The following is a 25,555-nucleotide window of genomic DNA, read 5'->3' as shown; positions in this document are numbered from 1 at the left end:
CCGTCGCTTACGATTTTGCTGGGTCATTCGGCGGGTGGCACGTAGCCGTCGGCCTTGGCGTATTCCTCGCCGGACAGGTACTTGTCCATCTCGCCCTGCAGGAATTTGCGGTCTTCGGCGTTCATCATGTTGAGGCGGCGCTCGTTGATCAGCAGCGTCTGGTGTTTCTGCCAGTCGCCCCAGGCTTGCTGGGAGACGTGGTTGTAGATGTCCTCGCCCTTGGCTCCGGGGTAGGGCGGACGCTCCAGGCCGGGCAGTTCTTCTTTGTACTTGCGGCACAGTACGGTGCGGGTCATTACAGATCTCCTGCGTTCAAGGCGTCGGCTGCGTGTTGCAGTAGCTTCTTCACCGGGGCGGCGAGGCCCAGGCGCGGCGGTGTGGCGAGGTTATACCAGAGCCAGTCGGCCTCGGCCACGTGGTGGGCGGTCTGCTCGACCTGCACCAGCCACGGGTCGATGGCCAGCTGGAAATGGCTGAAGGTGTGGGTCAGGGCAGGCAACTGCCGTCGGCCGAGCAGGTGCAGCGCATGCTGGTCGGCGAGGTGCTCGAGGTCGCTCAGGTCATTGAGCTGGGGAAGGCTCCACAGTCCGCCCCACAGGCCGCTGGAGGGCCTGCGATAAAGCAGGATGGCGCCTTCGCGGTTGACGAGCAGAGGCATCAGCGTTGCGCGTTGCGGCACGGCCTTGCGCGGCTTGGGCACCGGGTAGCGGATTTCCAGGCCAAGCATGTGCGCTTCACAGCTTTTTTCCAGTGGGCAGAGCAGGCAGCTGGGCTTGCTGCGGGTGCACAGGGTGGCACCCAGGTCCATCATCGCCTGGGTGTAGTGGTTCACTCGGATCTGTGGGGTCAGGCGCTCGGCGGTGGCCCACAGCGCCTTGGCCACCTTGGGTTCGCCCGGATAGCCTTCCTGCGCGGTGTAGCGGGCGAGCACGCGCTTGACGTTGCCGTCGAGGATCGGCGCGCGCAGGCCCATGCTGATGCTGGCGATCGCTCCGGCCGTGGACAGGCCGATGCCGGGCAGCTCCACCAGTTTCTCCACGTTGTGGGGAAACTCGCCGCCGTGCTCGGCCATCACGATCTTCGCGGTTTTCTGCAGGTTGCGCGCACGGGTGTAGTAGCCCAGCCCGGTCCACAGGTGCAGCACTTCGTCTTCCGGCGCCTCGGCTAGCGCTTGCACCGTGGGTAGTGCGGCCATGAAGCGGTCGAAGTAGTTCAGCACCGTGCTGACCTGGGTCTGTTGCAGCATGATTTCCGAGACCCACACCCGATACGGGTTGATGTCCTGCTGCCACGGCAAATCATGCCGGCCGTTGCGGTCGTACCATTCCAGCACGGCGCTGGAAAACTGCTCGGGGCTCATCGGTTGAACAGACCTCGCAACGCGTCTTTGAGTTTGGGGTCGACCTTGTCGCCCAGTTTTTCTTCGAGCTTCTCGTCGATCTTGTCGCGGATGCGGTCGCCGGCCAGCTTGGCAGCCACCTGGCCCAAGCCGTCACGGTCGATGCGGCAGGCCTTGGCGCCCATCTCCAGCGGGCCACGGCAGCGCAGCGGCAGTTCCACACCGACGAAGCGTTCGCCTACCTGGCACGCCGGGTCGGCGCTGGTGCCCTGTTCGCCTTCCACCACCACGCCCACGCGGTAGTCCATGCCCAGTACGCGCAGATCGACGTCGCCGTCGCCCTTGACGGTCAGGCCTGGGATGCGCACGAGCAGGTCCTGGTTGCTGGCCAGGCCGTTGCGGAACACCAGGCTGCCGTTGAGCTCCTTGAAGGGCGTGTCCTTGCCGCGCGGCTCGCCGTTGAGCGTCTTGCGGTTGAGCACCGAGATGCCGCGGCAGATCTGCTGCTCCAGGTTGGCATTGACCAGCACACCGTCGTTGAGGACGAAGCTGGCGGTGCCGTTGAGCGATTCGACCAGCGCCTTCTGGCTGTTGCCCGAGCCGCTCAGGTTGCTATTGAGGTTCAACAGGCCTCTGACCGGCGGGTTGGCGTTCTGCGACTTGATGAAGTTTTCCACAGGCACCTTGTCGATGCGCGTCTGCAGCGCCAGCTGCGGCGTTTCCGGACGCACGTCGAGGGTGCCCTGGGTGTTGACGCTGCCGTTGTAGAGGCCGCCGGCCAGGGTTTGCAAGGTCAGCATGCCGCCCTGGCCCTGGGCCTTGAGGGTGGCGTTGCGTACTGGCAGGCCCTTGAGGGTCAGTTGGCCGATGGCGAGGTCGGCTTGTACATCCAGGGCTCGCAGGCGCTCGACAGGCAGCAGGCGATCGTCGCTCCAGGCGCCACGGGTCGGGGCGTCGGGCAGTGGCGATTCACCGGATGCCACGGCGGCCGCTTCGCTGTTCTGCACCTCGGCCTCGCGTGCCGCGCTGGCGTTGGCGGTCTTTTCGCTCTTGGCCGGCAGGTAGCGGTCGGCGTTGAAGGTGTCGCCCTTGAGTTGCAGGCGCAGCGCCTGGCGGGCGAAATCGTCTACGGCGATGCGGCCGGTGAAGGTGCTGTCGTCGAGCTTCAGTGTCAGGTCTTCCAGGCCCAGGCTGTCGCGGGTGCCCTGCAGGCGGCTGACCAGCTCGAACTTGCCGAGGCTGCCCGGTGCCATCGCCGGCAGCGGTTGGCCGATGCCGTCGAAGAAGGCACGCAGATCGAACTCGGCAATCGACAGGCCACCGCTGAGCTGTGGCTCGCTGTCCAGATTGCGCACGCGCAGTTCGCCCAGTGCGCGCATCTGGTTGGCGGCCAGCTTGAGGCCGGTCCATTCGGCGACGTTGGCGGACTGGTCGAGCAGCAGCTGCCCCTGGGCGCTGAAGGTGACGGTTTTGCCTTGCAGCGGATCGCCCGACGCTTCACCGCTCAGGCGCATGTCCTCGAGCTGATAGCGCTTGAGCACGCGGTCGAAGCGAAGTTCGCCGGCCAGTTCGGTGCGAGCCCGTACGACCGGCTGGTTGGTGCCCAGGAAGGCGGTCAGCTTCAGCGGAATGTCGGCGCCTTCGTGCACGGCGCCGGTGCTCAGCTGGATGCTCTCGGCGGTGTACATGCGGCCGGTGCGCGCGTCGTGATACTGCACGCGGGCGTTGTTCACGGTGAGGCTGTCGATATCGAGCTTGACCGGGCGCGAAGGCGCCTGCGGCTTGCCGGGCTCGGTGACCGCCGGGGCATTCGGGTCGGTGGGGTCCGCCGTGGTGGTGGGCAGGGGCTTGCCGATGTCTTCCCAGTTGCCATGGCCATTGGCGTCACGCTCCAGGGACAGGTTCAGGCCCTCGACGCGCACGTCGCTCATCTGCACTTCCTTGCGCAGCAGCGGCAACACGCGCACCGAAAGACCGAGCATCTGCAGGTCGGCGAAGGGGGTCTTGGGGTTGGTCAGGGTCGCCACGCTGGCGTCGTGCAGCTCCAGGCCCAGCCAGGGGAACAGGCTCCAGCCGATGTCCCCGTTGAGGGTCAGCTCGACGTGAGCCCTGTCCCGTGCCAGTTGGCGAATCTCGTCCTTGTAGTCGTTGGGGTCGAACAGGTGGGTGAGGGCGAAGCCCAGGGCCACCAGAATCAACAACAGACCGAGAATGCACAGGCCGAGGATTTTGCCGAACGCTTTCATGGGCGAGTCCTTAAGTCCGAATTTTGGAAGTTAGCGGGAGAGTATAACGTTGTGCGACTGGCGATGTGGGCGGTCCGTCGGTGCCGTTGCGCCGGGCGTTCGCCGCTGCCTCGCAAGGCAGTCGCGAGCGCTTTGGCGCGCAGGTTTCGGCTGTCCGCGCAGAATCCTGGGAACCGTTTGGAAGGATTTGCCAACCATCCGGCAGTTCATCGCAATAAAGGGATAGCAGTTTGCTTCCATTGGTTACATCTAGTGGTAATCTCCGCCCCTTCAACTGTCCGCTGCGACTTTATGTCGCGATTTGCCAAGTGCTGCCGATAAAACAATCGATCGCCAACGTGCGTGAAGAATGTGGGCGCATTTGTGTGCAGACAGCTGAACTACAAAAATCAACGGGGGTTACAAAATGAGCAGTAGTCTTTCGGGCGGCGGCGCGGGTGCCCAGCCAGGATTCCTGTCCAAGGAGCGGATCATCGCCAAGCCTGGCTTCAACCGCTGGCTGGTTCCACCAGCAGCGTTGGCCATTCACTTGTGCATCGGCATGGCGTACGGTTTCTCGGTGTTCTGGTTGCCGTTGTCCAAGGCAATCGGCATCACCGCACCAGTGGCGTGCGCGCCCGATATGAGCTTCTTCAGCCAGGTGTTTTCATCGTCCTGTGATTGGTCGGTGTCGATGCTCAGCTGGATCTACACGTTGTTCTTCATCTTCCTGGGCTGCTCGGCGGCCATCTGGGGTGGCTGGCTGGAACACGCCGGGCCGCGCAAGGCGGGTGTGGTTTCGGCACTGTGCTGGTGCGGTGGCCTGGTCATTTCCGCGTTGGGTATCTACACCCATCAGATCTGGCTGATGTGGCTGGGTTCGGGCGTGATCGGCGGTATCGGCCTGGGGCTGGGCTACATCTCCCCCGTATCGACCCTGATCAAATGGTTCCCGGACAAGCGCGGCATGGCTACCGGCATGGCGATCATGGGCTTCGGCGGCGGCGCCATGGTCGGTGCTCCGCTGGCGGCGGTGCTGATGGGCCATTTCGCATCCCCTACCAGCGTTGGCGTGTGGCAGAGCTTCCTGGTGATGGCGGCGATCTACTTCGTCTTCATGATCGGCGGTGCACTGTCCTACCGCGTGCCACCGACCGGTTGGAAGCCTGAAGGCTACGTCGCTCCGGCGAAGAAGGCCAAGGGCATGATCACCAACCGTCACGTACACGTGAACGTGGCCTGGAAAACCCCTCAGTTCGCCCTGGTCTGGCTGGTGCTGTGCCTCAACGTGTCCGCCGGTATCGGCATCCTGGGCATGGCGTCGCCACTGCTGCAGGAAGTGTTCGGCGGCAAGCTGCTGGGCGTAGACCTGCCGTTCAACCAGCTGGACGCCGGCCAACTGGCGCAGATCGCTGCCATTGCCGCAGGCTTCACTGGCTTGCTCAGCCTGTTCAACATCGGTGGCCGGTTCTTCTGGGCCTCGTTCTCCGACTACATCGGCCGCAAGGTGACCTACTTCGTGTTCTTCGCCCTGGGCGTGGCGTTGTATGCCTCGGTACCGACCCTGGGTCATTCGGGCAACATCGCACTGTTCGTGGCGGCGTTCTGCATCGTGCTGTCGATGTACGGCGGTGGTTTCGCCACCGTGCCGGCCTACCTGGCCGACCTGTTCGGTACGCAGATGGTCGGCGCCATTCACGGTCGCCTGTTGACCGCCTGGGCCGTGGCTGGCGTGTTGGGCCCGGTGCTGGTGACCAACCTGCGTGACTATCAGTTGGCGCAAGGCGTGGCCCGCGCGGCGGTGTACGACACCACGTTGTACATCCTCTCCGGCCTGCTGGTGCTGGGTTTCATCTGCAACGCGCTGGTGCGTCCGGTGGCCGACAAGTACTTCATGACCGATGCCGAGCTCAAGGCCGAGCAGGCGCTGGGCCATGACAAGGGCACCGACGGCACTACCGTGCTGGAGTGGAAGGCCAACCCTGCGTCCAAGCCGCTGGCCGTCGCGGCCTGGCTGGCCGTGGGCATTCCGTTGGCGTGGGGTGTGTGGGTAACCCTGCAGAAGACGGCGGTACTGTTTCATTGATGTAGACGTTTGAATCGGTGGTGGCCTTTTCGCGGCCGATGACCGCTCCTACGACATCCCGTAGGAGCGGTCATCGGCCGCGAAAAGGCCACCGCAGATCACCCATTCCCCCCTCTTGTGTTCCTGTTTCCCGCCCGCGTGCCTATAATGATCACCTTTTTCGCCCAACGATTTTGCGGAGCTGGTGATGGCCGAACGTATCGCGTTCGTCGAGCGCAACACTCTGGAAACCCAGATCAAAGCCTCGATCAACCTGGATGGCACCGGAAAGGCCCGATTCGATATCGGCGTTCCTTTTCTTGAGCACATGCTTGACCAGATCGCCCGGCACGGGCTGATCGACCTGGACATCGAGTGCAAGGGCGACCTGCACATCGACGACCACCACACCGTGGAGGACGTCGGCATCACCCTGGGCCAGGCGTTCGCCAAGGCCATCGGCGACAAAAAGGGCATCTTTCGCTACGGCCATGCCTACGTCCCGCTGGACGAAGCGCTGTCGCGCGTGGTCATCGACTTCTCCGGCCGCCCCGGCCTGCAGATGCACGTGCCCTACACCCGCGCCACCGTCGGCGGCTTCGACGTCGACCTGTTCCAGGAATTCTTCCAGGGCTTCGTCAACCACGCCAACGTCTCCCTGCACATCGACAACCTGCGTGGGCACAACACCCATCACCAGATCGAAACCGTGTTCAAGGCCTTCGGCCGCGCACTGCGCATGGCCGTCGCCGTCGACGAACGCATGGCCGGGCAGATGCCGTCGACCAAGGGCGTGCTCTGATGCAGACCGTCGCGGTAATCGACTACGGCATGGGCAACCTGCACTCGGTGGCCAAGGCCCTCGAGCACGTAGGTGCCGGCAAGGTGCTGATCACCAGTGACGCCAACGTCATTCGCGAAGCCGACCGCGTGGTTTTCCCCGGTGTCGGCGCGATCCGCGATTGCATGGCCGAGATCCGCCGCCTGGGCTTCGATGCGCTGGTGCGCGAAGTCAGCCAGGACCGTCCGTTCCTCGGTATCTGCGTGGGCATGCAGGCACTGATGGAGCGCAGCGAGGAAAATGCCGGCGTCGACTGCATCGGCGTGTTTCCCGGCCAGGTACGCTTTTTCGGCAAGGACCTGCACGAAGACGGCGAACACCTGAAAGTCCCGCACATGGGCTGGAACGAAGTGCAGCAGGCGGTGGATCACCCGCTGTGGCATGACATCCCTGACCTGGCGCGCTTCTACTTCGTGCACAGCTACTACATCGAGGCCGGCAAGCCGGGCCAGGTGGTAGGGCGCGGCCATTACGGTCGCGACTTCGCTGCGGCACTGGCCGAAGGCTCACGTTTCGCCGTGCAGTTCCACCCCGAGAAGAGCCATACCCATGGCCTGCAGCTGCTGCAGAATTTCGCAGCCTGGGACGGGCGCTGGTAATGGCCAAGGCCGGCAAGCCGCCCATTCTCACCCTGACACCCGAGCAGGAAAGCCAGGCGGCCGACAAGATCAAGCGGTTCATGCATGACCGCTTCGATCTGGACCTGGGTTCGTTCGAGGCCCTCGAGGTGCTCGAGCTGTTCACCCGCGAAATGGCTCCACACTATTACAACAGGGCGATTTTCGATGTGCAGGCGCACCTCAGCGAGAGGTTCGAAAGCATCGAGAGCGACCTGTGGGCGCTCGAGAAGAACTGACTTCCGAGCATCGCCGTTCACCGACTCCGAAAGGTTTTTTGCAGATGCTGATTATCCCCGCTATCGATCTTAAAGACGGTGCCTGCGTGCGCCTGCGCCAGGGCCGCATGGAAGATTCCACGGTGTTCTCGGACGATCCGGTGAGCATGGCGGCCAAGTGGGTCGAGGGCGGTTGCCGTCGCCTGCACCTGGTCGACCTCAACGGTGCCTTCGAAGGCCAGCCGGTGAATGGCGAGGTCGTCACCGCGATCGCCAAGCGCTACCCGCACCTGCCGATCCAGATCGGCGGCGGCATCCGCTCGCTGGAAACCATCGAGCATTACGTCAAGGCTGGCGTCAGCTACGTGATCATCGGCACCAAGGCGGTCAAGCAGCCTGAGTTCGTCGCTGAAGCCTGCCGTGCGTTCCCTGGTAAGGTCATCGTTGGCCTGGACGCCAAGGACGGTTTCGTCGCCACCGACGGCTGGGCCGAAGTGAGTACGGTGCAGGTCATCGACCTGGCCAAGCGTTTCGAGGCCGATGGCGTGTCGGCGATCGTCTACACCGACATCGCCAAGGACGGCATGATGCAGGGCTGCAACGTGCCGTTCACCGCGGCCCTGGCTGCGGCCACGAAGATTCCGGTGATCGCCTCCGGCGGCATCCATAACCTGGGCGACATCCGTGCCCTGCTGGACGCCAAAGCCCCGGGCATCATCGGCGCCATTACCGGCCGGGCCATCTACGAAGGCACTCTGGATGTCGCCGAGGCCCAGGCATTTTGCGATTCGTACAACGCGTAAATGGCTAAACGCGGCCCGCGCCACCGCTCCCTGTAGCAGCGGCGCAAGCCGCGTCCGCAGACACCTCGCTCCCAACCCGATCGGAGAACCCCCATGGCCCTGGCCAAACGCATCATCCCCTGCCTGGACGTGGACAATGGCCGAGTGGTCAAGGGCGTCAAGTTCGAGAATATCCGCGACGCTGGCGACCCGGTCGAGATCGCCCGGCGCTACGACGAGCAGGGCGCCGACGAGATCACCTTCCTCGACATCACCGCCAGTGTCGATGGCCGTGATACCACCCTGCACACCGTGGAGCGCATGGCCAGCCAGGTGTTCATCCCGCTGACCGTGGGTGGCGGCGTGCGCACGGTGGCGGACATCCGCAACCTGCTCAACGCCGGTGCCGACAAAGTCTCGATCAACACGGCCGCTGTGTTCAACCCGGAATTCGTCGGCGAGGCAGCTTCGCGCTTCGGCTCGCAGTGCATCGTAGTCGCCATCGATGCGAAGAAGGTCTCCGGGCCTGGCGAAGAGCCGCGCTGGGAAATCTTCACTCACGGTGGTCGCAAACCGACCGGTCTGGACGCCGTGCAATGGGCGCAGAAGATGGAAGGCCTGGGTGCGGGTGAAATTCTGCTGACCAGCATGGATCAGGACGGCATGAAGAACGGCTTCGATCTGGGCGTGACCCGCGCCATCAGCGATGCGCTGGGCATTCCGGTGATCGCTTCCGGTGGGGTGGGCAACCTGCAGCACCTGGCCGATGGCGTGATCCAGGGCGGCGCCAGCGCGGTGCTGGCCGCCAGTATCTTCCATTTCGGCGAGTACACCGTACCCGAAGCCAAGGCCTTCATGGCCAAGCAAGGCATCGTCGTACGCTGACCTGTAGCAGCGGCGCAAGCCGCGTTCGGCCCCGACGCGGCTTGCGCCGCTGCTACGGGGAGCAAGGAGTTTTGTATGTACCATGGCGAGCGAATGAACGCCTGGACCCATCTGGTGGGTGCCGTGCTGGCGGCGGTCGGCGCCGTCTGGCTGCTGCTTCTGGCGGCGTTTGAAGGTGACCCCTGGAAGATCGTCAGCGTGTGCATCTACGGCACCACGCTGGTCGTGCTCTACAGCGTATCCACGATCTACCACAGCGTGCGCGGGCGCCGCAAAGCGATCATGCAGAAGCTCGATCACCTGTCGATCTACCTGCTGATCGCCGGCAGCTATACGCCGTTCTGTCTGGTGACCCTGCGCGGGCCCTGGGGCTGGAGCCTGTTCGGCGTGGTCTGGGGGCTGGCGGTGCTGGGCATGCTGCAGGAGCTCAAGCCGCGCTCCGAAGCGCGCGTGCTGTCCATCGTCATCTATGCGGTGATGGGCTGGATCGTGCTGGTCGCGGTCCAGCCGCTGCTGCGCCTGCTCGGGCCTGTCGGGTTCGCCTTGCTGGCTGCGGGTGGTGCGCTGTACACCCTGGGCATCATCTTCTTCGCGCTGGACAAGCGCCTGCGCCATGCCCACGGTATCTGGCACCTGTTCGTGATCGCCGGCAGCGTGCTGCACTTCATCGCGATCTTTTTCTACGTCATCTGACCTAGAAATCCCCCCACAACTGCTGGGCCACCGCCAGGGCGACCACCGGCGCGGTTTCGGTCCGCAGCACGCGCGGGCCGAGGCGGGCAGCGTGGAAACCGCCGGCCTTGGCCTGCTCGACTTCGGCATCGCTAAGGCCACCTTCGGGACCGATCAGAAACGCCAGACTGGCAGGCTTGGCGTGGCTGAGCAGCGGCTCTGCAACGGGGTGCAGCACCAGCTTGAGCTCGGCGTCACTGGCGGTGACCCACTCGCCCAGCACCTGCGGCGAGTGAATCACCGGCACGCTGGAGCGCCCACATTGCTCGCAGGCACTGATAGCCACCTGTCGCCAGTGGGCCAGGCGCTTGTCGGCGCGCTCGTCCTTGAGGCGGACCTCGCAGCGTTCGCTCACCAGCGGGGTGATTTCGCTCACGCCCAGTTCGGTGGCCTTCTGGATCGCCCAGTCCATGCGCTCGCCACGGGACAAGCCCTGGCCCAGATGGATGGCCAGCGGCGAATCGGGCTGGCCGGCGAACTGTTCGTCGAGGGTGACGCTGACGCGTTTCTTGCCCACTTCCAGCAAGGTGCCCAGGAATTCCTGGCCGCTGCCATCGAACAGCTGGACCTTGTCGCCGGAGGCCATGCGCAGCACGCGGCCGATGTAGTGGGCCTGGGCTTCGGGGAGTTCGTGTTCGCCCAGGCTCAGGGGGGCGTCGATGAAAAAGCGGGACAGTCGCATGGGGGGTGTCTCTGGTGATTTTGGGGTGTTTATTCGGGCCTCTTCGCGGCCACTGGCCGCTCCTACGGTTGCATCGTGCGCCCCTGTAGGAGCGGCCAATGGCCGCGAAGAGGCCAGTTCAGGCACTGAAGAGCCTCAACCCGGATCACGGAACCCGGGATGGAAATCTTCAGCCACCTGGACGCTCACGCTGCTGCGCGTGGCGATATCGATCCCCTCGCTGGCCACCTCGGCCAGGAAGTCGATCTGCTCCGGCGTGATCACGTACGGCGGCAGGAAATAAACCACGCTGCCCAGCGGCCGCAGCAGCGCGCCACGTTCCAGGGCATGGTTGAACACCTTCAGCCCGCGGCGCTCCTGCCAGGGGTAGGCGGCCTTGGTGGCCTTGTCCTGGACCATTTCAATGGCCAGGACCATGCCGGTCTGGCGCACCTCTGCCACATGAGCATGGTCGGCCAGGTGCGCGGTGGCGCTGGCCATGCGCTGGGCCAGGGCTTTGTTGTTCTCGATGACGTTGTCCTGCTCGAAGATATCGAGCGTGGCCAGGGCCGCGGCACAGGCCAACGGGTTGCCGGTGTAGCTGTGCGAATGCAGGAAGGCGCGCAGGGTCGGGTAGTCGTCGTAGAACGCGCTGTAAACATCGTCGGTGGTCACGCAGGCCGCCAGCGGCAGGTAGCCGCCGGTCAGTGCCTTGGACAGGCATAGGAAATCCGGGCGGATGCCGGCCTGCTCGCAGGCGAACATCGTCCCGGTGCGACCAAAGCCCACGGCGATCTCGTCGTGGATCAGGTGCACGCCGTAGCGGTCGCACGCCTCACGCAACAACTTCAGGTACACCGGGTGATACATGCGCATGCCGCCCGCGCCCTGGATCAACGGCTCGATGATCACCGCAGCCACGCTTTCATGGTGTTCGGCCAGGGTCTGTTCCATGGCCTGGAACAGGGTGCGTGAGTGTTCTTCCCAGCTCACCCCTTCGGGCCGCAGGTAGCAGTCCGGGCTGGGGACTTTCAGGGTATCGAGCAGCAGCGGCTTGTAGGTCTCGGTGAACAGCGGCACGTCTCCGACCGACATCGCGGCGATGGTTTCGCCGTGGTAGCTGTTGGTCAGGGTCACGAAGCGCTTCTTGTTCGGCTGACCGCGATTGACCCAGTAGTGAAAGCTCATCTTCAGCGCGACTTCGATGCACGAAGAGCCGTTGTCGGCGTAGAAGCAGCGGGTCAGCCCTTCGGGCGTCATCTTCACCAGGCGCTCGGACAGCTCGATCACCGGCTGATGGCTGAAGCCGGCCAGGATCACATGCTCCAGTTGGTCGACCTGATCCTTGATGCGTTGGTTGATGCGCGGGTTGGCATGCCCGAAGACATTGACCCACCAGGAACTGACCGCGTCCAGGTAGCGCTTGCCCTCGAAGTCCTCCAGCCACACGCCTTCGCCGCGTTTGATCGGGATCAGCGGCAGGCGTTCGTGGTCTTTCATCTGGGTGCAGGGGTGCCACAAGACCTCGAGGTCTCGTTTCATCCACTGGTCGTTGAGTCCCATCTTTTTCTCCCGCGGCAACACGCTTGGCAAACAGTCGCGCAAGCCTATGCAATGAGGCTCCGGCGAACAACCCAAACATGCTCGATGGCGGTGCTGGCGGGCATTTTGTCGCTGGCGTATGCTGCCCGGCACTTTGCCATTGCCGGGGCATGATCCGGCCATTTCGCTTGCTCTGCCGGAGTTCTCTGCATGTCTGCTGGTTGGTTGCGCGCCTGGGCGCTGATAGTGATAGGGCTGTTCAGTGCGCAAGCGCTGGGCAATGACAAACCGCAGACCGCGATCGTCGTCGGCGGTGGCCTGGCGGGCCTGACGGCCGCCTACGAATTGCAGGCCAAGGGCTGGCAGGTGACGGTGCTCGAGGCGCGTCCCAGCCTCGGCGGCCGCTCGGGCCTGGCTACCAGCGAATGGATCGGCGGCAGCAAGGTCCAGCCGGTGCTCAACGGTTACGTGAACACCTTCAAGCTGGCCACCCAGCCGGCGCCCGAATTCGTCCGCAACCCGGGCTACCTGATCGACGGTGAATACTTCACCGCCGCCGACCTGGCCACTAAGCAGCCAGCGACTGCGGAAGCGCTCAAGCGCTACGAGAAAACCCTGGATGACCTGGCCCGCTCGGTCAAGGATCCGGAAAACCCCGGCGCCACCAGCACCCTGTTCGCCCTGGACCAGATCAACGTGTCCAACTGGCTGGATCGCCTGCAACTGCCTGCCACCGCGCGGCAGCTGATCAACCAGAAGATTCGTACTCGCTACGACGAACCGTCGCGTCTGTCTCTGCTGTATTTCGCCCAGCAGAACCGCGTCTATCAGGACATCGACGACCGCGATCTGCGCGCCTCGCGCCTGATCGGAGGCAGCCCGGTGCTGGCCCAGGCGTTCGTCAAGCAGATCAAGACCATCAAGACCGATTCACCGGTGTCGGCCATCAGCCAGGACAAGGACGGCGTGACCGTCAAGGTCGGCGCCGTGGGTTACCAGGCCAGCTACGTGGTACTGGCCGTCCCCCTGCGCGCATTGGGCAAGATTGCCTTCACCCCGGCGCTGGACAACCGCCAGCTGGCCGCGATCAAGGGCACCAACTACGGCTGGCGCGACCAGTTGCTGCTCAAGTTCAAGACGCCGGTGTGGGACAGCAAGGCGCGCATGTCCGGTGAGATCTACAGCAACACCGGGCTGGGCATGTTGTGGATCGAGCCGGCCTTGAAAGGGGGCGCCAATCTGGTGGTCAACCTGTCCGGTGACAACGCTCGTCTGCTGCAGGCCTTTGGCGACAAGCAGATGGTCGACCAGGTCCTGATTCGCCTGCACGCGTTCTATCCACAGGCGCGCGGCGCCTACACCGGTTACGAGATCCGTCGCTACAGCACCGATCCATCCTATGGCGGCGCGTACCTGGCCTACGGACCGGGGCAGATCAGCAAATTCTGGAAAGTCTGGGAGAAGCCGCAACAGCGCATTGCCTTCGCGGGTGAACACACCGATTCGCTATACCCCGGCACCCTGGAAGGCGCGCTGCGCAGTGGTCAGCACGCCGCCAGCCAAGTGCAGGATCTGGCAGCAGGCAAGTCTTTCGAACCGGTCAAAGTCGCGCCTCCTGCAGCAGTGCCGGCCAAGGCTGCCGAGAGCAAGCCCGGGTTCTTCTCCAAGTGGTTCGGCGGCGGCGAGACGCCGGCGGCCAAGCCTGTCGAGCCTGCACCGGCACCCGTACCGGCGGTTGCGCCGGCTTCCGTTCCTGCGCCGACGCCAGCACCCGTTCCAGTGCCTGCGGTCGTGCCTGCGCCAGCGCCGGTCAAGGCAGAACCTGCGAAGAAAGCCGCGCCGGTGAAGAAAGTGGAAACGAAAAAACCGGAACCCAAGAAGCCCGAACCCAAGAAGCCAGCCGAAGCCAAAAAGCCGGTTGAATCCAAAAACAAGGTAGAAGTAACAAAACCTACAGCGCAGCCGTAGGTTTCACACCATAGCCGCCGACCTTTTTGCAGGTCGGCGGCGAATTTTCGCCTCGCAAACCCTCGTTTCTGGACTCACAGCCCTGCGCTTAATCCTGTCTTAATCAACTTTATCGATATTTCGTAGCGAGATTTTCCGCTTTAATCCGATAAATAAGTCAGTCATCTTTAGCGCAGTTCTTACAGGGTCCAGGCACATGCAACTACGTAACTCCACCTCTCGCTATGGCTGGGTCAGCATCGTTCTTCATTGGGGCGTCGCGCTGACCGTGTTCGGGCTGTTCGCCCTTGGGTTGTGGATGGTAGGGCTGGGTTACTACGACCCGTGGCGCAAAGCCGGCCCCGACCTGCACAAGAGCATCGGCCTGGTGCTGTTCTTCTTCATGCTCCTGCGTGTGGTCTGGCGCTTTATCAGCCCACCGCCGCCGCCCACCCCCAACCAGGGCAAGCTGACCCGCACGGCGGCTCATCTGGGCCACCTGTTTCTGTATGCGGACCTGTTTCTGGTGATGAGCGCCGGCTACCTGATTTCGACTGCCGATGGCGTCGGCATTCCAGTGTTCGGCTTGTTCGAGATTCCAGCCTTGGTCAGTGGCTTGCCCGATCAGGCGGAAACAGCCGGTACCGTGCACTTCTATCTGGCCTGGGTTCTGGTGATATTCGCCGTACTGCATGGCTTGGCCGCATTGAAACACCACTTCATCGATCGTGATGCAACCCTCATCCGTATGCTGGGTCGCAAAGCTTGACTGCCGTACCTATCAATCTTTCAGAGGAATACCGACCATGTTGAAAAAGACACTCGCCGCACTCGCCATTGGTTCTGCCTTGTTCACCGCAGGTCAGGCCATGGCCGCTGACTACAAGATCGACAAGGAAGGCCAGCACGCTTTCGTCGACTTCAAGATCAGCCACCTGGGCTACAGCTTCATCACCGGTACCTTCAAGGACTTCGACGGCTCGTTCAGCTTCGATGCCGCCAAGCCGGAAGACTCCAAGATCGACGTGACCCTCAAGACTGCCAGCGTGTTCACCAACCACGCCGAACGTGACAAGCACATCAGCAGCAAGGATTTCCTTGACGTTGCGGCGTTCCCGGAAGCTACCTTCAAGTCCACCAGCGTCAAGCCAACCGGCAAGAGCGCCGATGGCAAGACCACGGCTGACGTGACCGGCGACCTGACTTTCCACGGCGTGACCAAGCCCGTCGTGATCAAGGCCACCTTCCTGGGTGAAGGCAAGGATCCATGGGGCGGCTACCGTGCCGGTTTCGAAGGCACCACTTCGATCAACCGCAAGGACTTCGCACCCAAGTCCATGGACCTGGGCCCACAGTCCGACACCGTCGAGCTGTACTTCACGTTCGAAGGTGTGAAAGCGAAGTAAGCGATTCGCTGACATAAAAAAACGCCGCAGCCTGTGAGGGCTGCGGCGTTTTTTTGTGCCTGGCTTGGGAGCAGTGGTGCGCCGTTCGCGGCCACCGACCGCTCCTACAGAGATCAGCCGTGGGAGCGGTCGGCGCCCGCGAACGGCGCGCCGCCGAACTTGATCAGCCTTCGCGATTACGCGTCAGCAGCGCAGGTTTTTCACCCCGTGGGCGGCTCGGCAATTGCTCCAGCTGCTCGGCAGTGGGGAAACGATCGATCTTCGATTCCTTGTGCACGATCACCGGTTGGCTCGGGTTGCGCGAGTCGCTCACTGCCGGTTCCTGGCGTGGCTGCTCGTCGCGCGCCGGGCGACGGTTGCGCGGGTTGCTATCGCGACGTGGCTGGCCGTCACGCGCGCCACCCCCGTTGCTGCGCGGACCGCGCTTGGCGCCGGCGTTGTCGCCAGTGCCGGGCGAACGTGCACCGCCACCATTGCGCGGCGCACCACCGGCAGGGCGACCCTGACGAGGCGCCGCTGCCGGAGCGGCAGCACCGGCCGGTGCAGAGCCTGCAGGACGACGACCGCGCCCCTGGTTCTTGCCCTGGTAGGGGCTGACGTAATCCGCACGATTGCCGAAGTTGTCCACTTCGTCATCGAGGAATTCGTCCGGCGCACGGTTGGCGGACACCGTCGGTTCTACAGCTGCGCGTGCAGCCTGTGGCTGGCGTGGCTTCTGGTCACGGGGTTGGCGTTCAGAACGCGCCCCGGCGGGCTTTTCCTTGCCTTTGTCCTTCCCTTTGTCCTTGCGGCCACTGCCGGCGGTGCTGCTGCCGTCGCTGCGTGGCGTGCGGGCACCGCGCGCGTTGTTGGCCTGAGGGCGCTCGCGCACCTCGGGTTTTTCCGCTTCCACGGTGCTGGCATCGAACCCCATCAGATCACCGTCCGGGATCTTCTGTTTGGTCATGCGCTCGATGCTCTTGAGCAGCTTCTCTTCGTCTGGCGCGACCAGCGAGATCGCCTCGCCGCTACGGCCGGCACGGCCGGTACGGCCGATGCGGTGCACGTAGTCTTCGTCGACGTTGGGCAGCTCGAAGTTGACCACGTGCGGCAGCTGGTCGATGTCCAGGCCACGCGCGGCAATGTCGGTGGCGACCATGATGCGTACGGAGCCGGCCTTGAAGTCGGCCAGGGCCTTGGTGCGCGCGTTCTGGCTCTTGTTGCCGTGGATCGCCACGGCGCTCAGGCCATGCTTCTCCAGGTACTCGGCCAGGCGGTTGGCGCCGTGCTTGGTACGGGTGAACACCAGTACCTGCTCCCACGCGCCCTGAGTGATCAGGTGCGCCAGCAGCGAGCGCTTGTGGCTCGAGGCCAGGCGATAGACGCGCTGCTCGATACGCTCGACCGTGGTGTTGGGCGGCGTGACTTCGATGCGCTCGGGGTTGTGCAGCAGCTTGCCGGCCAGGTCGGTGATGTCCTTGGAGAACGTCGCCGAGAACAGCAGGTTCTGACGCTTGGACGGCAGCCGTGCGAGGACCTTCTTTACGTCGTGCACGAAGCCCATGTCGAGCATGCGGTCGGCTTCGTCGAGCACGAGAATTTCAACATGGGACAGATCGACGCTGCCCTGGCCACACAGGTCGAGCAGGCGACCGGGGCAGGCTACCAACACGTCGACACCGCGGGACATGGCCTGGACCTGCGGGTTCATGCCGACGCCGCCGAAGATGCAGGCGCTGACGAATTTCAGGTCACGGGCGTAGGTCTTGAAGCTGTCGTGAACCTGGGCCGCGAGTTCGCGAGTGGGGGTCAGGACCAATACGCGCGGTTGGCGCGGGCCGTGACGTTGGGATTTGTCCGGGTGACCACCTGGGAACAGCCGCTCCAGAATCGGAAGGGCGAAGCCGCCGGTCTTACCTGTACCTGTCTGGGCGGCGACCATCAGGTCGCGGCCTTGCAACACGGCGGGAATGGCCCGCTGTTGCACCGGGGTGGGCTGGGTGTAGCCCGCTGCCTCGATGGCGCGGACTAGAGCCTCGGAGAGACCGAGGGAAGCAAAGGACATGAGTAATCCTGTTCTAGTAGGGGCTTATGCCCGAGGGATAATCTTGCCTGGCGCGACGGGTGTGGGGTGACACTGTCGCGTCCGGTCCTGCTGGGGTTGCAAAGTGCGCTTCACGAAGCGGTGCGCGGGCGCGAGCCCAGCTGGCAGGTGCTTCGGGAGGCCTTGGCAAGGCCGAGCGGCCGGACGTAAGCCTGGCACAAGGGCCGAGTATAACAGAGCAATCACATTGCGCTGCTTTCACGCTGCCCAGCGGTGCCAGCGGGCGGTTGCTGGAGGATCGGTGGCGCAGCGGAAGGTATCGTTTTACCACTCATTGGTGCGTCGGCATAGCGCGCCAGCAACTGCTCATAGGCCGGTTCCTGCTTGAAGCGTCGCAGTTCGGCGGCGAAGCGTTGCACCAGCAGATCCATCCCGGCGCCCCGGCGCACTGCCAGAAACTGCGGATTGCTGCCGATTTCCAAGGGTAGGGGGCTGACCCGCTGTTCCAGGCCCAGACGCTTGACGGTGTACTCGCCCACGCGGCGGTCGGTGATCAACAGATCGATGCGCGCCTTGGCCAGTTTGCCGAAATTGGCTTCCTGGCTGGGCCCGCTCTCGCGGGTGACACCCTGAGCCTGGTCGAATTCGTCGCCATAGTCGTAGCCCGCCGTGATGCCCACGGTCAGCCCCTTGAGGTCGGCCATGCTGTGCACTGGGTGAGGACGACTGTTGGCCTGGTAGAACACCCATTGCACTTGCGACAGTGGCTCCCTGGCGTAGAACAGGCTGGCATCGCGTTCGTTGGTCTGGAAGATGTCGAGGATGCCGTCCGCCTGACCCTGGTCGAGCATGGCCAGGCAGCGTTTCCACGGCAGGAACTGCCACTGCACCTGGATGCCCAGGCGTTCGAAGATCAGCGCCGTGATGTCGTAGTCGATCCCCTGCGCGCTGCCGTTCTCTTCGTAGGCGTAAGGTGCCCAAGAATCGGTGACGATGCGCAGCGTTTCGCCATGGGCCTGCAGGCACCAGCAAAGGAGTAGCGCAGAGGGCAACGAGCGAAGGATGGCAACCATGGGCCGGAGATTACGACGCCTTGCCCTGCTTGAAAAGGTCTGCGCCGGGCTTTCACAACTTTTGCCGGCTCGTCAGGTGCTGATAGATGGAAGTGCGACGACGGCCCAGCAGTAACCGAACCCCCGGATGGCCCAGCCATTGCTCCAGTTGCCGGGGCTGCAACGGCGTGCGCATGCGCCGCTCGACGTTGTCTTGGGCCTTCTCCCACCACACGGGTGCACAGGCCTGGTCGAACTCGTTGGCATGGGGGTAGCAGCCATACAGCACTTCGCGCACGAATTGCCGCTGATGACCGGGCAGCATCAGGGTCACGGCCTTGAACAGCAGGCGTTGCGCAGCGGGCGGACGAGGCAGTTGCGCGGTAACCTGGCGGGTATCGTCCAGCGCGACGGGGTCGAGCGGTACGTCCTGATGCTTGCGCAGCCAGGCCATGACCTTGGCGCGAAACAGTTGCTTGCGGCTCCAGTAATGGTGAATCAGGTCGGGGCACTCGCGGATCGAGTAGCGTTTGTAGGCGGCGATGCCCAGGCAGAACTCTTCGAGAATGTAGGCACCCTCGGCGCGCGGATACAGATCGTCCATCAGTTCGATGGAGCGCTCCAGCAGGCCGGCATCATCGGCGTGCAGCCCGATTACACCGGAATTGATCAGCGGCATCTGGTCATCGGCCAGCCCGCGTGCCAGCAGCTCCGCACTCAGCGCGGAGTAGAGCACGCTCTCCGGGCATTCACCGTAGCGAATGCCAATCGAATTGCACAGCAGGCTGCCCGGCGTGATGCGCTCGAACAGTGCCAGTGGCGATTGATGGAAAAAGGTGTCGGTATCGATCAGCAGGGCCACTTCGGACTCGCGCAACACTTCGCGCAGCGCCATGTGCTTGATGCGGAAATGATAGCCGTGCGGCTGCATCCAGGCTTCGCGGGTGGCCGTATCGAAATTGCGCACCCGCACCGGCAGGTCGCGATAGGGCGTCGGGTCATCGGTGAATACCTGGATGTCGAGGCCGTGATCGGGGGTTTCCCGCAGGCGCGCCAAGGCGCTGCAGATGCTGAAGACCGCTTCGCGATGGTAGGTGTCGGCACCGAATACCAGGTAGACCAGCTGCGGGCGTGAGGAATCGATTCGAGTGTGCATGGACTTGATTCTACTGCTGGTGATCGACAAAAAAAGGCCCCGGCAAAATGCCAGGGCCTTGGGGCCGCCTGAAAGACTCAGCTGCTGAGTTTCAGATTGTTCCATACGGCCAGGCTGGGTTCTGCCTGGTTGAGGGTATAGAAATGCAGGCCGGGTGCGCCGCCTTGCAACAAACGCTCACACATCTGTGTGATCACTTCCTCGCCGAACGCCTGGATGCTTTTCACGTCATCGCCATAGGCTTCCAGCTGCTTGCGCACCCAGCGCGGGATCTCTGCGCCGCAGGCATCGGAAAAACGCGCCAGCTTGCTGTAGTTGGTGATAGGCATGATGCCGGGCACGATCGGAATGTTCACGCCCAGCTTTTGCACGCGCTCGACGAAGTAGAAATAGCTGTCGGCGTTGAAGAAATACTGGGTGATCGCACTGCTCGCGCCAGCGTTGGCCTTGCGGGCGAAGTTGACCAGGTCGTCTTCGAAATTGCGCGCCTGCGGGTGCATCTCGGGGTAGGCCGCCACTTCGATGTGGAAGTGGTCGCCGGTTTCGGCGCGAATGAACGCGACCAGGTCGTTGGCATGGCGCAGCTCGCCGCTGGACATGCCCATGCCCGACGGCAGGTCGCCACGCAGCGCGACGATGCGCTTGATGCCGGCCGCCTTGTACTGGTCGAGCAGGCCACGCAGGTCTTGCTTGCTGTCGCCCACGCACGAAAGGTGCGGAGCGGCGGGAACGTTGACTTCGTTTTCCAGCTGCAGAACGGTGTTCAACGTGCGGTCACGGGTCGAGCCGCCGGCGCCGTAGGTGCAGGAAAAGAAATCGGGTTTGTAGGCAGCCAACTGGCGGGCGACGCCCATCAGCTTTTCATGCCCGGCATCGGTCTTGGTCGGGAAGAACTCGAAGCTTAAGGGACGATCTTGAGACATGGCAGTTTCTCGGTAAACCTATCGAGCGGGCCAGCGTTGACTGGCCCGCCGTATCAAGAGCCTGAACGCTTAGTAACGGTAGGCTTCTGGCTTGAACGGACCTTCGACGGTCACGCCGATGTAGTCGGCCTGCTGCTGGGTCAGTTGAGTGACCACGCCGCCGAAGCCGCGGACCATTTCCAGGGCCACTTCTTCGTCGAGTTTCTTCGGCAGCACTTCAACGGTCAGGCGGGCGGCCTTGCCATTGGCGTCCAGGTCGGCGTACTTCTGCTCGAACAGGAAGATCTGCGCCAGCACCTGGTTGGCGAACGAGCCGTCCATGATGCGGCTCGGGTGACCGGTGGCGTTGCCCAGGTTCACCAGACGGCCTTCGGCCAGCAGGATCAGGTAGTCGTCGTTCTGCGCATCGAAGCTGCCGGCACCGGTGCGGTGGATCTTGTGGACCTGTGGCTTCACTTCTTCCCATGCCCAGTTCTTGCGCATGAAAGCGGTGTCGATTTCGTTGTCGAAGTGGCCGATGTTGCAGACCACGGCACGCTTCTTCAGCGCCTTGAGCATGTTGGCATCGCAGACGTTGACGTTACCGGTGGTGGTGACGATCAGGTCGATCTTGCCCAGCAGTGCCTTGTCGATGCTTGCTTCGGTGCCGTCGTTGATGCCGTCGATGAACGGCGAGACCAGCTCGAAGCCGTCCATGCAGGCCTGCATCGCGCAGATCGGGTCGACTTCGGAGATCTTGACGATCATGCCTTCCTGACGCAGCGATTGAGCCGAACCCTTGCCCACGTCACCGTAGCCGATCACCAGCGCCTGCTTGCCCGACAACAGGTGGTCGGTGCCGCGCTTGATGGCGTCGTTGAGGCTGTGACGGCAGCCGTACTTGTTGTCGTTCTTGCTCTTGGTCACCGAGTCGTTGACGTTGATGGCCGGGATCTTCAGCTCGCCCTTGGCCAGCATGTCCAGCAGGCGGTGCACGCCGGTGGTGGTTTCTTCGGTCACGCCGTGGATCTTGTCCAGCATGGCCGGGTATTTCTTGTGCAGGATTTCGGTCAGGTCGCCGCCGTCGTCCAGGATCATGTTGGCATCCCATGGCTGGCCATCCTTAAGGATGGTCTGCTCGATGCACCACTCGTATTCTTCTTCGGTTTCACCTTTCCAGGCGAACACCGGGATACCGGCGGCGGCAATGGCAGCGGCGGCCTGATCCTGGGTGGAGAAGATGTTGCACGAGGACCAGCGAACTTCGGCACCTAGGGCGACCAGGGTTTCGATCAGCACGGCAGTCTGGATGGTCATGTGGATGCAGCCCAGGATCTTGGCACCCTGAAGCGGCAACTGGCCGGCGTATTTGCGGCGCAGGCCCATCAGCGCGGGCATTTCCGATTCGGCAATGATGGTTTCGCGACGGCCCCAGGCAGCCAGGGAGATGTCGGCGACTTTGAAATCGGAAAAACCAGCAGGCGTAAGTACAGCGCTCATTAAGAGCCTCCATTCGTAGGTTCGAATGGGCGCCGTTGTGTGCGTTTGGCGTCCCCAGGCAAGACCTGTAAGGACAACGCCCCATCCGAGCCTGACAGGTCGAGCCTGCTGCAGCGCCCCTCGGACGGGTGGCGGGAACGGCCGGGAAATGAAGAGGGCCGTTGAGTGAATCGCTGGCGATTATATAGAGGTGTGGCCAGCTTCCAAAGTATTTCTGACGATTACCGTCGGATGGATAATGGTATTCATAGGCAAAGCTCAATGGAGGCGGGCGCTGTGGTCTGCCATGATTCGACACACTTAGGTGAAGAGCAGAGGAGCCAGCATGAATTTTCATACGCGCAAATGGGTAAAACCTGAAGACCTCAACCCCAACGGCACGTTGTTCGGGGGCAGCCTGTTGCGCTGGATCGACGAAGAGGCGGCCATCTACGCCATCGTGCAGTTGGGCAACCAGCGGGTAGTGACCAAGTACATTTCCGAGATCAATTTCGTCAGCGCCTCGCGCCAGGGCGACATCATCGAGCTGGGCATCACCGCGACCGAATTCGGCCGGACCTCTATCACCCTGACATGCGAGGTGCGCAACAAGATCACGCGCAAGAGCATCCTCACCGTCGACAAGCTGGTGTTCGTCAACCTGGGCGAAGACGGTCTGCCGGCGCCCCATGGCCGCACCGAAATCCGCTACATCAAGGATCAGTTCGAAACCATCGACTGAACCCGGCCTATGTAGCGCTCGTCCCGTTCCAGGCCGCGTGTGGCCTGGCTTCTGGCCGACCGGCGGCGTTGATGAAACGTCGGTATTTCTGTACTGTACATAAAAACAGTATCGGGAAATTTCATGCAATTGATCGATAAGCTCAGCATCCTCGCCGACGCCGCCAAGTACGATGCGTCGTGCGCCAGCAGCGGTGCGCCCAAGCGCAGCTCCGAAGGCAAGGGTGGGCTGGGTTCGACCAACGGCATGGGCATCTGCCACAGCTACACGCCCGATGGCCGCTGTGTATCGCTGCTCAAGATTCTGTTGACCAATTTCTGCCTGTTCGACTGCCAGTACTGCGTCAACCGTCGCTCCAGCGACGTGCCACGGGCGCGTTTCACGCCTGAGGAAGTTGTGCGCCTGACCGTGGATTTTTACCGCCGCAACTGCATCAGTGGCCTGTTCCTGAGCTCCGGCATCATTCGCTCGGCCGACTACACCATGGAACAGCTGATTCGCGTCGCGCGTCTGCTGCGCGAGGAGCATCAGTTCCGTGGGTATATCCACCTCAAGACCATTCCCGAAGCCGACCCGGCGCTGATCGAAGAGGCTGGTCGCTACGCCGATCGCCTGAGCGTGAATATCGAGCTGCCCACCGACGCCAGCCTGCAGACCCTGGCGCCGGAAAAAGATGTGAAATCGATCAAGAAGGCCATGAGCACCATCTACACGGGCCAGCAGACCGTACTCAACGAACCGCGCGCACCGCGTTTCACGCCGGCTGGGCAAAGCACGCAGATGATCGTCGGTGCCGACCAGACCGATGACAGCACCATCCTGCACAGCGCCGAATCCCTGTACGGCAACTACGGCCTGAAGCGGGTCTATTACTCGGCGTTCAGCCCCATCCCCAACAGCCCCAAGAGCGTGCCGCTGGCAGCACCGCCCTTGATGCGCGAGCATCGTCTGTATCAGGCCGACTTCCTGCTGCGCAGCTATGGCTACAAGGCGGATGAGTTGCTCTCCGGGCCTGGCGACCTGGCGTTGGATATCGACCCCAAGTTGGCTTGGGCGCTGGAAAACCGAAGCATTTTCCCCTTGGACCTCAACCGTGCGGAGCCCGCTTTGATCGCGCGCATTCCGGGGATCGGCTTGCGCACTACCAAGCGTCTGGTGGAGCTGCGCCGGCAACGACGGATTCGCTATGAAGACCTGACCCGCCTGCGTTGCGTGCTGGCCAAGGCCAAGCCGTTCTTCATCACCAGCGACTACCACCCGCAGCAGGCGGAAGTCTCGACGCTGTTGCTGCGCGACCAGTTGCGTGATCGCCCGCAGCCCCAGCAATTGGGGCTCTGGGGATGATATGCCTGGACTGCGACGACCTGTTCGCCACTTGGCGGCAACAGGCGCGTTGGCTGCTCAGCCATCAGATCGACCCGAGTCACGTAGGTTGGAACACCGTGCCGGACCTGTTCGCCACGGACGAGCACTATCCAGCGGAAATCGGCCCTTTTCAGGCAAGAATTCCCGTAGCCCTCATCGAACTACTGGAAAGCGCCGCCCAGTACCGTGGCGAGCAACGCTGGAGCCTGTTGTACGAAGTGCTCTGGCGCGTCAGCCATGGCGACCGCACGGCCATGCTGGCCGGTGATCGCCTGGGCAGTGAGCTGCACCGGCGTATCAAGCAGGTTCGCCGCGAGAGCCATCATCTGCATGCCTTCCTGCGCTTCGTCGAGATGCCGGCGGCAGCCGAGGGCCCACCGGGTCCTGAATACGTGGCTTGGCACGAACCGGCGCACGACATCCTGGCCTTGGCCAGCGAGCACTTCATCGGGCGCATGGGGCGCAGCCGCTGGCTGATCGCAACGCCACAGGACGGTGTCTATTACGACGGCACTGAGTTGATCCACGAACGGCAGTGCCCATTGGAGTGGCAGCAACTGGCGCAGCAAGCCCACGACCCGCAGGGCGAGCTGTGGCTGACCTATTACAGCCACATCTTCAACCCGGCGCGCTTGAACCCGAAGGTCATGCAAGGTCACTTGCCCACTCGCTTCTGGAAGAATCTGCCTGAAGGGGCGCTCATTCCTGGCCTGATCAGTGATGCGCGCACCGGCAAGCAGCGCGACGGGCAGGCCCGCGATATTGGCAAGCGCCAAGGCAAGCGTATCGGACGCTCGGTTTAGCGCTCGTTAGACTCCCTGTAGATGAACCTCACCCAGCGTGCTGCCCAACGGGCCAAAGCTGCGCTCGATCATTTCCCGATGACCATCGGCGTCAACGATAACCACCGTGCTGGCCCGCGTTCCGTAACTGGCGCCGGTGATGAACACGCTCGACAGCAGCCGCTCGGTGGCCAGGCCTACGCCGGTGTCGGGTAACGCGTGTTCCGGTGCCTGATCGGCGTCGGTCAGCATGTCCAGCAGTGCTTGCGGCTGGCTACCCAATGTCTCCAGTCCGTGGCGGGCTTTCACCAGCTTGGGCCACGGCGTGTCGAGGCTGGCATTGGACAGGCCGTAGGTGCCCGCCTCCAGATACTGCGGCGTGCCTGCAGCGGAGTGCAGGTAGCACAGGCGCTGACCATCACCGAGCAGCAGATTGAATCCGGCGTATTGGTCCAGGCGATCCGTGACGGCCTGCAGGTAAGCCTCGATCGACTGTTCACCGGTCAGAAAACCCGCCACCAGATCACCTCGGGAGCGCCGGGCCGGTGGCTGCCCGGGTCGACGGATATTGGTCAGCGCGGCGATGCGTCCGTTCGGCCCGATGCCCAGCCAGCTGCCCCCTGCTTCCAGGTCCCGCCCCGCATACACGCCGGGATGGTCCTGCCACTTGGACAACGGCGCAGTGGGCCGGGCGTGGAATTCGTCACGGTTGCCTGCCAGTACCAGCGGTTGGGCATGGCCGGGCTGCCAGGTGAAAACGATCAGGCACATACGGGAAGATCCTTGTAGTTTGG

24 protein-coding genes and 1 riboswitch are annotated in these 25,555 nt (G+C 63.2%); of the genes, 13 read left to right on the top strand and 11 right to left on the bottom strand.

Annotated features, from left to right (window positions below):
- Positions 1–23: 23 nt before the first annotated feature.
- The 3 genes from LT40_RS14910 to LT40_RS14900 are packed head-to-tail and all read right to left on the bottom strand — an operon-like array spanning position 24 to position 3,585.
- Complete coding sequence (locus LT40_RS14910) at positions 24–296, bottom strand: oxidative damage protection protein (protein WP_043191657.1); 273 nt, start codon at positions 294–296, stop codon at positions 24–26.
- A complete protein-coding gene (mutY, locus tag LT40_RS14905) occupies positions 296–1,360 on the bottom strand; it encodes an A/G-specific adenine glycosylase (RefSeq protein WP_043191655.1) in 1,065 nt (354 codons plus the stop codon). Before mutY ends, LT40_RS14910 begins: the two co-directional genes overlap by 1 nt.
- Positions 1,357–3,585, bottom strand: coding sequence for an AsmA family protein (locus LT40_RS14900; protein ID WP_043191652.1), 2,229 nt, complete (start codon positions 3,583–3,585; stop codon positions 1,357–1,359). Before LT40_RS14900 ends, mutY begins: the two co-directional genes overlap by 4 nt.
- A gap of 406 nt (positions 3,586–3,991) precedes the next feature.
- On the opposite strand from LT40_RS14900, the gene LT40_RS14895 reads away from it, so the two are divergent.
- The 7 genes from LT40_RS14895 (at position 3,992) to trhA (ending at position 9,665) form a co-directional block, all read left to right on the top strand.
- A complete protein-coding gene (locus LT40_RS14895; RefSeq protein WP_043191650.1) occupies positions 3,992–5,650 on the top strand; it encodes an OFA family MFS transporter in 1,659 nt (552 codons plus the stop codon).
- A gap of 187 nt (positions 5,651–5,837) precedes the next feature.
- On the top strand, positions 5,838–6,431 hold the full coding sequence (gene hisB, locus LT40_RS14890) for an imidazoleglycerol-phosphate dehydratase HisB (RefSeq protein WP_043191647.1): 594 nt from the start codon (positions 5,838–5,840) through the stop codon (positions 6,429–6,431).
- Positions 6,431–7,069 (top strand): imidazole glycerol phosphate synthase subunit HisH, encoded by a 639-nt coding sequence (hisH, locus tag LT40_RS14885; RefSeq protein ID WP_043191645.1) that lies wholly within the window; start codon positions 6,431–6,433, stop codon positions 7,067–7,069. Before hisB ends, hisH begins: the two co-directional genes overlap by 1 nt.
- Positions 7,069–7,326 carry a DUF2164 domain-containing protein gene (locus tag LT40_RS14880; RefSeq protein WP_043191643.1) on the top strand — a complete coding sequence of 86 codons (258 nt, stop codon included), beginning with the start codon at positions 7,069–7,071 and terminating at the stop codon, positions 7,324–7,326. Before hisH ends, LT40_RS14880 begins: the two co-directional genes overlap by 1 nt.
- A 44-nt stretch (positions 7,327–7,370) precedes the next feature.
- The gene (hisA, locus tag LT40_RS14875) at positions 7,371–8,108 is read left to right on the top strand and encodes a 1-(5-phosphoribosyl)-5-[(5-phosphoribosylamino)methylideneamino]imidazole-4-carboxamide isomerase (RefSeq protein WP_043191641.1); all 738 of its coding nucleotides are present in this window, start codon (positions 7,371–7,373) and stop codon (positions 8,106–8,108) included.
- Positions 8,109–8,201: 93 nt separating this feature from the next.
- The gene (gene hisF / locus LT40_RS14870; RefSeq protein WP_043191638.1) at positions 8,202–8,972 is read left to right on the top strand and encodes an imidazole glycerol phosphate synthase subunit HisF; all 771 of its coding nucleotides are present in this window, start codon (positions 8,202–8,204) and stop codon (positions 8,970–8,972) included.
- A 75-nt stretch (positions 8,973–9,047) separates the two neighbouring features.
- Positions 9,048–9,665 carry a PAQR family membrane homeostasis protein TrhA gene (gene trhA, locus LT40_RS14865; protein ID WP_043191635.1) on the top strand — a complete coding sequence of 206 codons (618 nt, stop codon included), beginning with the start codon at positions 9,048–9,050 and terminating at the stop codon, positions 9,663–9,665.
- A gap of 1 nt (position 9,666) precedes the next feature.
- Here the strand turns inward: trhA and LT40_RS14860 are convergent, their stop codons facing one another.
- Positions 9,667–10,386, bottom strand: coding sequence for a 16S rRNA (uracil(1498)-N(3))-methyltransferase (locus LT40_RS14860; RefSeq protein ID WP_043191632.1), 720 nt, complete (start codon positions 10,384–10,386; stop codon positions 9,667–9,669).
- Between the two features lie 135 nt (positions 10,387–10,521).
- On the bottom strand, positions 10,522–11,928 hold the full coding sequence (locus tag LT40_RS14855) for an adenosylmethionine--8-amino-7-oxononanoate transaminase (RefSeq protein WP_043191627.1): 1,407 nt from the start codon (positions 11,926–11,928) through the stop codon (positions 10,522–10,524).
- A gap of 189 nt (positions 11,929–12,117) precedes the next feature.
- Here LT40_RS14855 and LT40_RS14850 point away from each other — a divergent pair, with 189 nt between their 5' ends.
- The 3 genes from LT40_RS14850 (at position 12,118) to LT40_RS14840 (ending at position 15,260) form a co-directional block, all read left to right on the top strand.
- Positions 12,118–13,875, top strand: coding sequence for a flavin monoamine oxidase family protein (locus LT40_RS14850; protein WP_043191625.1), 1,758 nt, complete (start codon positions 12,118–12,120; stop codon positions 13,873–13,875).
- A 196-nt stretch (positions 13,876–14,071) separates the two neighbouring features.
- Positions 14,072–14,623 (top strand): cytochrome b, encoded by a 552-nt coding sequence (locus tag LT40_RS14845; RefSeq protein WP_043191621.1) that lies wholly within the window; start codon positions 14,072–14,074, stop codon positions 14,621–14,623.
- Positions 14,624–14,660: 37 nt separating this feature from the next.
- Positions 14,661–15,260 (top strand): YceI family protein, encoded by a 600-nt coding sequence (locus tag LT40_RS14840; RefSeq protein WP_043191619.1) that lies wholly within the window; start codon positions 14,661–14,663, stop codon positions 15,258–15,260.
- 163 nt (positions 15,261–15,423) lie between these two features.
- On the opposite strand, the gene LT40_RS14835 is transcribed toward LT40_RS14840, so the two are convergent.
- From LT40_RS14835 to ahcY, 5 genes are all read right to left on the bottom strand, one after another.
- Positions 15,424–17,304: an RNA helicase RhlE2 gene (locus tag LT40_RS14835; protein ID WP_043191617.1), complete on the bottom strand. Its 1,881-nt coding sequence runs from the start codon at positions 17,302–17,304 to the stop codon at positions 15,424–15,426.
- Between the two features lie 221 nt (positions 17,305–17,525).
- Positions 17,526–18,356 carry a substrate-binding periplasmic protein gene (locus tag LT40_RS14830; RefSeq protein ID WP_043191612.1) on the bottom strand — a complete coding sequence of 277 codons (831 nt, stop codon included), beginning with the start codon at positions 18,354–18,356 and terminating at the stop codon, positions 17,526–17,528.
- 52 nt (positions 18,357–18,408) lie between these two features.
- Positions 18,409–19,491, bottom strand: coding sequence for a hypothetical protein (locus tag LT40_RS14825; protein ID WP_043191609.1), 1,083 nt, complete (start codon positions 19,489–19,491; stop codon positions 18,409–18,411).
- A gap of 77 nt (positions 19,492–19,568) precedes the next feature.
- On the bottom strand, positions 19,569–20,414 hold the full coding sequence (gene metF / locus LT40_RS14820) for a methylenetetrahydrofolate reductase [NAD(P)H] (protein ID WP_043191607.1): 846 nt from the start codon (positions 20,412–20,414) through the stop codon (positions 19,569–19,571).
- A gap of 69 nt (positions 20,415–20,483) precedes the next feature.
- The gene (gene ahcY / locus LT40_RS14815; protein ID WP_043191604.1) at positions 20,484–21,893 is read right to left on the bottom strand and encodes an adenosylhomocysteinase; all 1,410 of its coding nucleotides are present in this window, start codon (positions 21,891–21,893) and stop codon (positions 20,484–20,486) included.
- Positions 21,894–21,913: 20 nt separating this feature from the next.
- Positions 21,914–22,021, bottom strand: a riboswitch (S-adenosyl-L-homocysteine riboswitch).
- A 197-nt stretch (positions 22,022–22,218) separates the two neighbouring features.
- On the opposite strand from ahcY, the gene LT40_RS14810 reads away from it, so the two are divergent.
- From LT40_RS14810 to LT40_RS14800, 3 genes are all read left to right on the top strand, one after another.
- On the top strand, positions 22,219–22,614 hold the full coding sequence (locus tag LT40_RS14810) for an acyl-CoA thioesterase (protein WP_043191602.1): 396 nt from the start codon (positions 22,219–22,221) through the stop codon (positions 22,612–22,614).
- A 123-nt stretch (positions 22,615–22,737) separates the two neighbouring features.
- Positions 22,738–23,958 (top strand): putative DNA modification/repair radical SAM protein, encoded by a 1,221-nt coding sequence (locus tag LT40_RS14805; RefSeq protein WP_043191600.1) that lies wholly within the window; start codon positions 22,738–22,740, stop codon positions 23,956–23,958.
- Positions 23,955–24,782 carry a TIGR03915 family putative DNA repair protein gene (locus LT40_RS14800; RefSeq protein WP_043191596.1) on the top strand — a complete coding sequence of 276 codons (828 nt, stop codon included), beginning with the start codon at positions 23,955–23,957 and terminating at the stop codon, positions 24,780–24,782. Before LT40_RS14805 ends, LT40_RS14800 begins: the two co-directional genes overlap by 4 nt.
- Before the next feature lie 6 nt (positions 24,783–24,788).
- Here the strand turns inward: LT40_RS14800 and LT40_RS14795 are convergent, their stop codons facing one another.
- Positions 24,789–25,532 carry an NRDE family protein gene (locus LT40_RS14795; protein ID WP_043191593.1) on the bottom strand — a complete coding sequence of 248 codons (744 nt, stop codon included), beginning with the start codon at positions 25,530–25,532 and terminating at the stop codon, positions 24,789–24,791.
- Positions 25,533–25,555 lie beyond the last annotated feature (23 nt).

Source organism: Pseudomonas rhizosphaerae, assembly GCF_000761155.1.
Classification (GTDB): domain Bacteria; phylum Pseudomonadota; class Gammaproteobacteria; order Pseudomonadales; family Pseudomonadaceae; genus Aquipseudomonas; species Aquipseudomonas rhizosphaerae.
Note: the sequence above shows the minus strand (reverse complement) of the source record. Positions and strands in the feature narration are given on the sequence as shown.

Excerpts from the sequence above, each read along its gene's own strand:
- LT40_RS14910 (WP_043191657.1), bottom strand. The coding sequence starts at position 296 with ATGACCCGCACCGTACTGTGCCGCAAGTACAAAGAAGAACTGCCCGGC.
- mutY (WP_043191655.1), bottom strand. The coding sequence starts at position 1,360 with ATGAGCCCCGAGCAGTTTTCCAGCGCCGTGCTGGAATGGTACGACCGC.
- LT40_RS14900 (WP_043191652.1), bottom strand. The coding sequence starts at position 3,585 with ATGAAAGCGTTCGGCAAAATCCTCGGCCTGTGCATTCTCGGTCTGTTG.
- LT40_RS14895 (WP_043191650.1), top strand. The coding sequence starts at position 3,992 with ATGAGCAGTAGTCTTTCGGGCGGCGGCGCGGGTGCCCAGCCAGGATTC.
- hisB (WP_043191647.1), top strand. The coding sequence starts at position 5,838 with ATGGCCGAACGTATCGCGTTCGTCGAGCGCAACACTCTGGAAACCCAG.
- hisH (WP_043191645.1), top strand. The coding sequence starts at position 6,431 with ATGCAGACCGTCGCGGTAATCGACTACGGCATGGGCAACCTGCACTCG.
- LT40_RS14880 (WP_043191643.1), top strand. The coding sequence starts at position 7,069 with ATGGCCAAGGCCGGCAAGCCGCCCATTCTCACCCTGACACCCGAGCAG.
- hisA (WP_043191641.1), top strand. The coding sequence starts at position 7,371 with ATGCTGATTATCCCCGCTATCGATCTTAAAGACGGTGCCTGCGTGCGC.
- hisF (WP_043191638.1), top strand. The coding sequence starts at position 8,202 with ATGGCCCTGGCCAAACGCATCATCCCCTGCCTGGACGTGGACAATGGC.
- trhA (WP_043191635.1), top strand. The coding sequence starts at position 9,048 with ATGTACCATGGCGAGCGAATGAACGCCTGGACCCATCTGGTGGGTGCC.
- LT40_RS14860 (WP_043191632.1), bottom strand. The coding sequence starts at position 10,386 with ATGCGACTGTCCCGCTTTTTCATCGACGCCCCCCTGAGCCTGGGCGAA.
- LT40_RS14855 (WP_043191627.1), bottom strand. The coding sequence starts at position 11,928 with ATGGGACTCAACGACCAGTGGATGAAACGAGACCTCGAGGTCTTGTGG.
- LT40_RS14850 (WP_043191625.1), top strand. The coding sequence starts at position 12,118 with ATGTCTGCTGGTTGGTTGCGCGCCTGGGCGCTGATAGTGATAGGGCTG.
- LT40_RS14845 (WP_043191621.1), top strand. The coding sequence starts at position 14,072 with ATGCAACTACGTAACTCCACCTCTCGCTATGGCTGGGTCAGCATCGTT.
- LT40_RS14840 (WP_043191619.1), top strand. The coding sequence starts at position 14,661 with ATGTTGAAAAAGACACTCGCCGCACTCGCCATTGGTTCTGCCTTGTTC.
- LT40_RS14835 (WP_043191617.1), bottom strand. The coding sequence starts at position 17,304 with ATGTCCTTTGCTTCCCTCGGTCTCTCCGAGGCTCTAGTCCGCGCCATC.
- LT40_RS14830 (WP_043191612.1), bottom strand. The coding sequence starts at position 18,356 with ATGGTTGCCATCCTTCGCTCGTTGCCCTCTGCGCTACTCCTTTGCTGG.
- LT40_RS14825 (WP_043191609.1), bottom strand. The coding sequence starts at position 19,491 with ATGCACACTCGAATCGATTCCTCACGCCCGCAGCTGGTCTACCTGGTA.
- metF (WP_043191607.1), bottom strand. The coding sequence starts at position 20,414 with ATGTCTCAAGATCGTCCCTTAAGCTTCGAGTTCTTCCCGACCAAGACC.
- ahcY (WP_043191604.1), bottom strand. The coding sequence starts at position 21,893 with ATGAGCGCTGTACTTACGCCTGCTGGTTTTTCCGATTTCAAAGTCGCC.
- LT40_RS14810 (WP_043191602.1), top strand. The coding sequence starts at position 22,219 with ATGAATTTTCATACGCGCAAATGGGTAAAACCTGAAGACCTCAACCCC.
- LT40_RS14805 (WP_043191600.1), top strand. The coding sequence starts at position 22,738 with ATGCAATTGATCGATAAGCTCAGCATCCTCGCCGACGCCGCCAAGTAC.
- LT40_RS14800 (WP_043191596.1), top strand. The coding sequence starts at position 23,955 with ATGATATGCCTGGACTGCGACGACCTGTTCGCCACTTGGCGGCAACAG.
- LT40_RS14795 (WP_043191593.1), bottom strand. The coding sequence starts at position 25,532 with ATGTGCCTGATCGTTTTCACCTGGCAGCCCGGCCATGCCCAACCGCTG.